Origin of the sequence: Paenibacillus sp. 1001270B_150601_E10 (assembly GCF_015558675.1) — a bacterium.
In the GTDB taxonomy this organism is placed as follows: Bacteria; Bacillota; Bacilli; order Paenibacillales; family Paenibacillaceae; genus Paenibacillus_B.
In genome coordinates this window covers 85,922-95,917 of sequence record NZ_JADMOL010000008.1, presented here as the reverse complement: position 1 = coordinate 95,917, position 9,996 = coordinate 85,922, and the positions used below count along the sequence as shown (strand labels likewise).

The window sequence follows — 9,996 nt, the reverse complement described above, 5'->3', positions numbered from 1 at the left end:
ATTATTGCAGCGCTGATTCACCAGCCGAAGCTGCTGTTTTTGGATGAGCCTACTCTAGGGCTTGATTATGCGTCTCAGAAAAAGGTTCGCCAATTTCTCCAAATGTACAATGAGGAGAAGCGAGCCACGATTATATTAACGAGCCACTATATGAAGGACATTCAAGATGTATGCAGCAGAGCCATTGTCATCAATGGCGGAAAGATCGCCTACAATGGAAAGCTTGAGGAGATGAAGCGGGCATTCGGCGATTACAAACGGGTTAAAGTCAGGTTCTTTGAACCGATGTCGCAGGATGAAGTCCAGCGCCTAATCACTCATGTGGCGGAGGTTCATGCCTGGAGCGAGGATTCCGTGGTTCTTCACACGGAATCCTCAGAGATCAAGCCATTATCGAGGCTTCTCATCGATCATCCACAGGTCGAGGATTGGAACATAGAAGAGGAGCCGATTGAGGAAAGCATTGAGCGCATCTATGCTTCCCATGCGGATGAAAGGAGCTTAAACAACGGTGAAGAAGAGTCATCGCGAGCCAAAGAGCTCCAATCCATCCGATAGCACTTCTGCTTCAAGGATGCATAACCGCAGCTTCTTTCACGGGAATAAGTATGCTACTGCTTTCGCGCTTGGCCTGCAATCTTCAATGGAATACCGCCTTCAATTTTTCATCGGACTCATCAATCTCGTCTTTCCAGTTGGTCTGCAGTGTCTGATCTGGACGGCTGTCTATCGATCGCAATCTCATGATTCTCTCTACGGCTATGACTATGAGCAAATGATTCTCTACACCATCCTTGCGGGCATTGTAGCCAAGCTTGTGATGACGCATCTAGAGCACACAATTGCTGAGGATATTAAGAGCGGAGGGTTGAACACGTACCTTGTTCGGCCTGTGAGCTACTTCGGGTATCGTCTAAGTGCTTATATAGGCAGTCGAGTCGTAACAGACACGATCATGATCGTGCTTATGACAGCCGTTCTCGTTATTGCAATGCTTCAAGGCGTTGGGATAGTCACCTCGGCTCGTCTTGGCGTGGTCGTCCTGTCATTAGTGCTTGCCGCCGCCGTCCAGTTTCTCCTCACATACACGATATGCGCATTGGCTTTTACGCTGCAGGAGATCTCCTATTTCTTTGTGATTACCACGCTGATCATTCAAATTCTAAGCGGGGGAATGGTTCCGCTTGAGGTGTTCGGCGAAACGGTGAATCATTGGTTCAATCTGCTGCCATTCAAGTACACGATTTATTTTCCTGTAAACATACTGAATGGTCGGCTAAGCATGGATGAAGCTTTCTCAGGAATTCTCATCCAATGCGTTTGGTTTGTGATTCTGGCGTTGATGGCTCGAATCTCCTGGAAGATGGGCTTGAAGCGCTATGTCGGAATAGGCGGGTGAGAAGCAGATGCGAAGCCTATCCTATTATTTGCGATTGTATGGAGTATTCGTCAAAAACTGTGTAGCAGCTAGCATGGAGTATCGTTTCAATTTTTGGATGGGAATAGGGGTTGAGATTGCTTTCTTATGCGCTAAGGCGCTGTATATTCTCATCGTCTATCAAACGAATCTTCATATTGGTGAGCTGACACCGGATCATATTCTGCTGTTTATCGGGACTTATACGATGATGACAGGGTTATATATGGGATTGTTCTATGTAAACTTTGCACGAATCTCGCAATACGTGCAAAGTGGAACGTTGGACCTGCTGATTACCAAGCCTGTATCTCTGCAATTTCTGGTATCGGCTCGTTATATCGATATTGGCCTTCCGATTCCCAATGTGCTGGCTGGAGCCATCATGGTAGGTGTGGGCTGGTATCGTGCAGATCTTCCTCTGAATCTCAATCTTCTCGGTTATCTTTTCTTTATTGGTATTGCATTGGTGATCACCTACTGCATCATGCTGCTTCCGGCCTTGCTTTCCTTTCGATATGTCCAGACAGGGGCGGTTACAGAGATGGCGCATTCGATATGGGACGCAAACAACATGCCCTTGGATATTTTTCCTAAGTGGCTGCAGCGAATTGGAATCTATCTTATTCCGGTCTTTTTAATCAGCAATTATGGGCCCAAGTTCGTGATGAACATGCTGAGCTGGTGGGATATCCTTTGGGCGATCATCGTGCCAATCTTATTATTCGTTGTGGTTCGAAAATGCTGGTCCGTTGCGATACGCAAATACAGCAGTGCGGGAAGCTAATAAGGAGCGTGGATAGCAGATGTTTAAAGAGAAGTTGGACTATGCGCTAAGCGTGCTGGACTGCAGGCAGATTCAAGTGGCGCTTGCGCTTCAGCAGTGGGGAATTCCAGCAGAGCTGCTGTATTACAACGTCTGCGTCAGCTCAGACGTCATCTATGACCATTTGTTCGTAAAGAAGCTCAAAACGTGGATGTTTGATTCGCCTTGCTTTAAGGTATCCGAACTTGATTTGATTAAGGTTCCTTATAGTGAGAAGCGCTATGACGATTATTTCGGCATTGAGCACGAGCTGAAGGAGACATCGAAAGATCAGTCCTCGGTCTTTCTATGGGTCGTTTGTGGCCAAGTACCTTATGTGAAGCCAACTCACTTTGCAGATCTTCAAGCTCTCCACTCTTTTTGGATCAAAGGCTGGTCGGAAGAACAGGGAGTATCTGCCTATCGGGTGAAAGATACGTACCCGGAATTTGAAGGATGGTTATCGGAAGAGGAGATCATTCCATTATGCAGTCTCCCGACAGCATTCAATCAAGAGCAAGCAGCGTTGACTGTTTACCGTACAGATGGCATCATTCCTACGAATCAACGCACGATCATCAAGGAAAGACATGAGACATGGATGAATAGCTATCGAGATGAATTTTTGTTGTACGACTCAATCATCGGGTTTGTGAATGGAACGAAAGATTCGCCTTTTGAGAAGTCGATCGATCTTTACGAATGCTGCGCACATGCCTTTAAATTTCTTGGAGGCTCGCGTTATTTGTATTCCTGCTATTTGGAGCGCAACGATGGAGAGGCGAGTACCATAACCTTGCTGCAGCAGACTGCTCAGAAGGCAAGAGCCTTAAAGCAAACATTTCTGATGGCGATCTATAACGGAAAAATCAATCAAGAAGTCGTAATCCGAATCTGCCAGGAGCTTAAACAATTAGAGCAGGACTGGAGCTTGTCTCTCAGATCGAGTCATGTCATTTAGCCTCTAACAAATCCCAATGAAGAACTCATTTCTAGATGAAAGTGCACGTACAACCTTTTCTTCGTGTGCTATAATTATTGCTTAGAACCTAGTATTAGTACTTCATCATAGATTGAGATCATTTGGATCGATGTTGGATGTTAAGGAGACGGATAAGATGGATTATCGAGATTGGATTGCACCTGAGAATTATAATCTTACGATGGAGATTGAACGTCATGATCCTGAGAAGCTCGCTCTAGTATATCTGGACGAGTCTGGTCATGAAGAGCAGATCACCTATGGCGAGCTGACGAAGCAAATGAATAAGCTTGCTGCTTTGCTCAATCAATTAGGCCTCGTAAAAGGGGATCGCGTATTGGTGATGATCCCGCGGAGGATTATTTCATATGTTATCTACCTGGCATGTATGAAGCTTGGGCTTGCCGTTATACCTTCCTCTCAAATGCTTCGAGCAAAGGACTTGTCCTATCGCATTCGACATGCTGAGGCAAAGGCAGTCATCGCATGGCCAGAAGGAATAGAAGAGGTGGAGCAGATTGAGGAAGAGCTTCCTTCGCTTCAATACCGCTTAACCTTGGACAATAACGGGCATCAAGATTCTTGGCTCAATCTTGTGAAGCTTATGGATGAACAGCAAGAACTGTCAACGGTGCCTCTTCCAACACACCGTGACGATATGGCCATCCTTGCCTACACGTCTGGCACGACAGGCAATCCAAAGGGTGTTATTCATCGTCATGGATGGGGATATGCCCATCTGCGCATTACTTCATCGTGGCTTGATATTAAGGAATCCGATTTCGTATGGGCGACGGCAGCTCCAGGATGGCAGAAGTGGATATGGAGTCCGTTCTTGTCTGTGCTTGGAAGAGGGGCGACTGGATTTGTATATGATGGGACTTTTAAGCCGAAGCGTTATTTGGAGCTTATTCAGAAGTATCGTATACAGGTTATGTGTTGTACACCAACGGAATACCGCTTGATGGCAAAAACATCCGGGATCGAGCATTATGATCTTTCCTCACTGCGAACGGCCGTTTCAGCTGGGGAGCCGCTCAATCAAGAAGTGATTCAAACCTTTCATAAGTACTTCGGCATCGCCATTCGAGACGGCTATGGACAAACGGAGAGCACTTTGCTGATCGGCAATCTTACGGATACGAAGCTGAAGATAGGATCGATGGGCAAGGCGATTTCTCCAGGTTTGGTCGAAGTTGTGAATGAGAAAGGAAAGGTTGCTGCACCCGGCGAAGTTGGAGATATTGCGGTTCACATCTCAATGCCAGCACTCTTCGAATCCTATTACAAGGCGCCTGAACGCAAAGCTGCCGCTATTCACGGTGAATACTTTATTACTGGTGATCGCGCGTATAAGGATGAAGAGGGCTACTTCTGGTTTGAAGGCCGAGGCGATGACATCATTATCAGCTCAGGCTATACGATTGGGCCTTTTGAAGTGGAAGAGGCTTTGATGAAACATGAGGCTGTCAAGGAATGTGCAGCAGTTGCCAGCCCAGATGAGACGCGAGGCCATGTCGTAAAAGCCTTCATTGTATTAAAAGATGGCGTACAAGCTTCTGATGAGCTGGTCAGAGAGCTTCAGGATCATGTAAAACACTGTACAGCCCCGTACAAATATCCTCGTCGGATTGAATTCATCGAGGACCTTCCCAAGACAAGCTCAGGCAAGATTCGGAGAATTGAGCTTCGGGAGCAGGAGAAGCGTCGGGCAGAATCTGCCGCAAAAGAAGCATGAAGTCATTCATGGTTTCAATATCTAATCAACAATATCTAAGAATGGAATCCTCACTCATTATGGAGTGGGGATTTTTCATAGGATGCCTATTTCACTCGTGGTAAAATAGGTCCAATATGGCATATGAAGGAGACAGCAGATGAATTACACATCTAGAATATACAAAGAGTTGGATTCCACCGAATTAGAAGCGGTCATTCGTGCAGCCGATCTGCCTCAAGCAGAGAGCTGGACCTATACTTTGCTTCGTGGAGGGCTGTTCAATACAACGTATCTATTGAAGAGAGATGACTTTGAGCCTCAGTATGTGCTGCGTGTCGGGCCGATCAACACCGAACTGCTAATGGACTTTGAGAAAACAATGATGACCGCCGAGCCATTTATTTATAGCCTGCTTGCTGATCGTGGAATTCCGGTTCCGCGAGTCATCCGAATGGATGACTCTAAAGAGGTCTTATCGAGGACCTATATCCTTATGGAACGAGTAGAGGGGATTCCGCTAAATGATCCTTCTGTACCGAAGGAGGCTAGGGCGGGGCTGTTGGAACAGCTTGGCGGATTTGTGGCTTTGATGCATGGAATCCACCATGAGCAATTTGGCTGGCCGACAAGCTTAGGTCAAGTTCGCGGTTCACGAAGCTGGGCAGATGTTATGAAAGCATTTGTAGATGAGATGCTTGATCGGCTGCGCCAATATCAATTGTTAGAGGAACAGCATTTGAATCAAATGGAGTCGGTATACGAATCTTTGATTCCGTTATACAAAGAAGTCAAAACACCGTGCTTGGTACATAATGATCTATGGGATCCCAATGTGGTGGTTGCAAAGATCAATGGGGAATGGCAAATTACCGCTCTCATCGATGTCGACCGCGCGATGTTTGCTGATCCCGAATATGAATACGTGCTGTGGGGCGAGGAAGCATCGCTGATAAGAGGCTATGGGAAGAAGCTTGAATCCTCAAATGAGGCAATAAAAAGGAGACAGAGCTACCAGTTGCTGCTCTGTATGATGAATACTTATGTCTTTGCAGTTGAGTATGATGATCAGGCATCCTATAAGCAAAGTCACACATATACGCTTCATGTGCTTGAATCGTTGAGAGGAGCAATGGAATGATTGTCGTAAGCTCATGCTTGGCAGGACTGGAAGTTCGATATAATGCTACACATCGCTTAAATGAAAAATTAAAGCAGCTTGTAGATGAGAAAAAAGCGGTTGCGGTATGTCCCGAGCTGCTTGGCGGGTTGCCAACACCTCGTGAACCTGCCGAAATTATAAACGGGGACGGCTTTGATGTGCTCGATGGCAAAGCAAGAATCATGGACCGAGGCGGTAAGGATGTAACGGATGCTTACGTCGAAGGGGCGAAGAAGACGCTTGATATCATACATGAATTAGATGCCACTCTCGTCGTACTGAAAGAGAACAGCCCGTCTTGCGGCAGCAGCATGATATATAATGGCGAGTTCAGTGGCGTGCGTATGGCTGGCAATGGAGTCACGGCTGCCTTGCTTAAGCGCAGTGGCTATGAAGTGATCTCCGAGGAAGATTTTATGAAGCGCCTTGAGGAGTTCTAACGTATGTAGATTTAATAGGATCGATTCACCATAGATGTGCACCGGGAGATAAGATCTGAACGATCATTATGGGAGGAGTTCGATGAAGAAGCTCTCCGTGAAGCAATGGATGGGTTATCTCGGTTTGGCGTCAGTTGTCGTGCTTCTCATTGTATGGGCACCGTCTTATTATGGAAAGAAGATCTTTTTTATCGACAATGTGAAATACAGCAAGCAGTCGGAAGCTTCAAATGTGATCACCTATGCGTCGTCTGCCTGGTACGGGCATAAGGTGCTTACCGTGGAGAACGGTACGGAGGGGAAGAAGGTCATACTGGGCGGAGAAGACTATCTTGTCCAGCAGCGGCAGTCTGTTTCTAAAGCTTCAGCAGCAGACGATTATGAATCTGAAATCCAGTATGAGGTCACCTATCCAAACGGCAAAGTCTATCGAGTAGAGAATCTTTCTGGCAATCTTATAGCATATGACGAGAAGGAGCAATGGTATTCCCATATGGTGGTTTATAGCGGTTCTGAACGTCTTCTTCAACCAGGGGAAGAGTATTACCACCCAATAGAGTTCGTTAGGGCCGCATTTGAACAATATCATGACCGCAACGGTACTGTACCCTTCTTAGTGCTAGCTATCGCTGCTTTCGCTTGGGGATATGCTATCTTTCGTTTCGAGGCTTTTCGTGAGCTGCTGTTCAAGATATCCTACGGGTTGTGGATTGATAATGGGGAGCCAAGCGAGCTGTACCATTATTCCAGCATGGGGGGTGGTCTGCTCATAATGGGATTAGGTGTGTGGATCTTCTTTCAATCGTTGTAAACGTTGAAAGCTTCCTTATTAAAATGTAAAAGGGGCTAGCTAAGCTAGCCCTTTTTGACATTAAGCTACGATCCTGTTGATCGGTAATGACGAACCCCGAATCTCCATAACCAGATGCTTGGGATCAATAGAAGCACGCTGACGAGCGGCAGCAGCGAATAGAATGGCTGTGCTTCTTTATGATCCACAAGCACCATGAGCGGCAAATAGTTGACGCAAGCAAAAGGAATAATAAAGGTAAAAAAGCGCCGTATATTTTTATGATAAATACTTAATGGATATTGTGTCATCTCCCGGCCGCCGTCGGTTAGTACATTGACAATCTCAATACCTTGAATCGTCCAGAAGCTTAAGGTGGCAGCCATGATGAAGATGCTTAGGTAGATAATGATGCCACCCGCTATCATCAGAATAAGCGTGGCGAGCTTCATGGTTGTCCAGGGTGTCGGCATCTGAAGCATAGCCCATATCAGCAATCCAATGCTGAATCCCAATCTTCCGATACGCGAAAATTCAAACTTTGAACCAAGCACCTGAAGCACGGTGCTGCGGGGACGAAGAAGCAGCCGGTCGAACTCGCCGTCGCGAACAAGGCTTGAAAAAGTGTCAAATCCTCGTGCAAAGCACTCCGTAATCGAAAAAGCAATATAGGTTACAGCAAAGCATAGCGCAACCTCATGATAGGTCCATCCTTTTATTTGCCCAAATCGTTCGAATAGAAAATACATGGCTGCTAACGATGTTAATGGCGTGAAGCATTGGCCAATCGTAAGCATAATAAACGAAGCACGGTACTGCAGCTGCGACTTCAGCAGGATGATCATATAGCGAAAATATAAAGCCATCGTCCTTATCCTCCTTGTACGACAATTCGGCGCATTGTTCGGTTCATCAGCCAAGAACCCACGACCACCAATGCTACTAGCCATAAGATCTGCATGCCGATTCCTTGAATAGCCTCAAGCTTCGAGATATGCCCTGTAAAGATGCGGAACGGAAAGTCGACGGTGTAATGAAACGGCAGCACATACACAATCCGCTGCATCCAATCCGGCATTAGCGGAACGGGAATAAGGAACCCTGCAAAAAACTCGGAAAAGACGGCAAAAAGCAGAATGGAGCCCGATGGATTCATCGTCACAAAGACAGATATATATATCAGCATCGATATCGCGACAACCATGAGAGTTCCAACCAATAAGGCGATGATGAACAGCACAAATGATGCTGCATCTGGTGGAGCCGTAAGTCCATATGGTGCCGGCAGAAAGATCACGATAATCAAAATGGGCAAGCATCGTAGAACGGCACTTGATAATCGCTGTCCAAGCAGCTTTGCATACCAAAAATCATAGATGCGGCAAGGTCGGCAAAGTTCATAAGCGATATTGCCTGAAGTAATGAGCTGAAACAGCTCGTTGTCTCTCATCCATAAGATGACGAGAGAGAGAAAGGCCTGTTTTAGCCAAGAATAAGTAATAACCTGTTCCAAAGTCATCCCAGGATCTTTAGGTCCAAAAGCGTAAAAGGCCTCAAAGACCATAATGAATACAAACCCAAAGAACAACTGGGTTCCAAGCCCTGCAAGGGCTGCGGCCCGATACTGCAAGCCATTTTGAAAGCGAAGTCTGAGTATCGCCCAGGTTGAGTGTCTCATAGCTGATACTCCCTGTACATTTGAACAATAATATCTTCAATAGGCTGAGCTTGAATCGTAACATCCATAAGCTGTACCTGATTGGATAGCTGTTGAATGATATCCGAGACATTATTCAGTTCGGTATCTACACTGAGAATCGCACGGTTAGAAGTAGCAGAAAGGATCGTGACATCTGGAAGATTAAGAGGAAGGTGGTGGTCTTGATACTCCGCTGTGATGGTCCTTCGCGTGCCGAATCTTCCTCGCAAACCTTGAACATTCCCATCGTATAGAAGGGTTCCCTTGCCGATCAACAGAATTCGCTCTGCCAATGCCTCAATGTCGTTCATATCATGGGTTGTTAAAATGACAGTAATACCGCGTTCTTTATTAACGGTTTGAATGAATTGTCTGACTGCAATCTTGGAGACCGCATCTAATCCGATGGTCGGCTCGTCCAAGAAGAGGACGTCTGGGCTATGAAGCAGGGACGCTCCAATCTCGCAGCGCATGCGCTGGCCCAGGCTGAGCTGGCGAACAGGCGTGTGGATGATATCCGACAGATCCAATGTTTCGATCAGCAGCTCAAGTGTGGATTTGTAAGCCTTTTCCGGAATCTTGTAAATATCACGAAGAAGCTCGTATGAATCCATTACCGGAACATCCCACCATAGCTGTGTGCGTTGCCCGAATACAACCCCAATGTTTTTGACATAGTTGGTGCGATCCGTCCATGGTGTATAACCCATAATGCTGCAGGTACCCTGGTCTGGCACCAGAATGCCGCTCATGATCTTGATGGTGGTGGATTTCCCTGCACCGTTAGGCCCGATATAGCCCACAATTTCTCCAGATTGAATGGAAAATGAAATATCCTTGATAGCCTCTACAGTGGTGTACTCGCGATGCAGCACAGACTTTACGGCATGCCACAGACCGGATGGCCGCTTTGCCACCAGGAACGATTTGCTTATTCCGTTGACTTCGATCAAGTGATAACCCTCCTTTATATAAAAAGATGAT

11 protein-coding genes are annotated in these 9,996 nt (G+C 46.4%); 8 read left to right on the top strand and 3 right to left on the bottom strand.

What is annotated here, in order from left to right:
• The 8 genes from I2H74_RS24775 to I2H74_RS17930 all read left to right on the top strand — a co-directional run.
• Positions 1–558: AAA family ATPase (locus I2H74_RS24775; RefSeq protein ID WP_229106810.1), on the top strand; the 558-nt coding region annotated here is incomplete at its 5' end.
• Complete coding sequence (locus I2H74_RS17960) at positions 512–1,399, top strand: ABC transporter permease (RefSeq protein WP_324254101.1); 888 nt, start codon at positions 512–514, stop codon at positions 1,397–1,399. The genes I2H74_RS24775 and I2H74_RS17960, both read left to right, overlap by 47 nt.
• Positions 1,400–1,406: 7 nt before the next feature.
• On the top strand, positions 1,407–2,204 hold the full coding sequence (locus tag I2H74_RS17955) for an ABC transporter permease (RefSeq protein ID WP_195575614.1): 798 nt from the start codon (positions 1,407–1,409) through the stop codon (positions 2,202–2,204).
• A gap of 19 nt (positions 2,205–2,223) precedes the next feature.
• Positions 2,224–3,183 (top strand): hypothetical protein, encoded by a 960-nt coding sequence (locus I2H74_RS17950; RefSeq protein ID WP_195575613.1) that lies wholly within the window; start codon positions 2,224–2,226, stop codon positions 3,181–3,183.
• A gap of 157 nt (positions 3,184–3,340) precedes the next feature.
• Positions 3,341–4,942, top strand: coding sequence for an acyl-CoA synthetase (locus I2H74_RS17945; RefSeq protein ID WP_195575612.1), 1,602 nt, complete (start codon positions 3,341–3,343; stop codon positions 4,940–4,942).
• A 139-nt stretch (positions 4,943–5,081) separates the two neighbouring features.
• Complete coding sequence (locus tag I2H74_RS17940) at positions 5,082–6,062, top strand: phosphotransferase family protein (protein ID WP_195575611.1); 981 nt, start codon at positions 5,082–5,084, stop codon at positions 6,060–6,062.
• Positions 6,059–6,523: a DUF523 domain-containing protein gene (locus tag I2H74_RS17935; protein ID WP_195575610.1), complete on the top strand. Its 465-nt coding sequence runs from the start codon at positions 6,059–6,061 to the stop codon at positions 6,521–6,523. The genes I2H74_RS17940 and I2H74_RS17935 overlap by 4 nt, the downstream gene beginning before the upstream one ends.
• 82 nt (positions 6,524–6,605) lie before the next feature.
• A complete protein-coding gene (locus I2H74_RS17930) occupies positions 6,606–7,334 on the top strand; it encodes a hypothetical protein (RefSeq protein ID WP_195575609.1) in 729 nt (242 codons plus the stop codon).
• Positions 7,335–7,399: 65 nt separating this feature from the next.
• On the opposite strand, the gene I2H74_RS17925 is transcribed toward I2H74_RS17930, so the two are convergent.
• Genes I2H74_RS17925 through I2H74_RS17915 form a run of 3 tightly spaced genes read right to left on the bottom strand, consistent with a single transcriptional unit; the run spans position 7,400 to position 9,965 of the window.
• Positions 7,400–8,179: an ABC transporter permease gene (locus tag I2H74_RS17925; protein ID WP_195575608.1), complete on the bottom strand. Its 780-nt coding sequence runs from the start codon at positions 8,177–8,179 to the stop codon at positions 7,400–7,402.
• A 5-nt stretch (positions 8,180–8,184) separates the two neighbouring features.
• Positions 8,185–8,991, bottom strand: a complete 807-nt coding sequence (locus tag I2H74_RS17920; protein ID WP_195575607.1) for an ABC transporter permease — start codon at positions 8,989–8,991, stop codon at positions 8,185–8,187.
• On the bottom strand, positions 8,988–9,965 hold the full coding sequence (locus tag I2H74_RS17915; protein WP_195575606.1) for an ABC transporter ATP-binding protein: 978 nt from the start codon (positions 9,963–9,965) through the stop codon (positions 8,988–8,990). The genes I2H74_RS17920 and I2H74_RS17915 overlap by 4 nt, the downstream gene beginning before the upstream one ends.
• Positions 9,966–9,996: the final 31 nt, after the last annotated feature.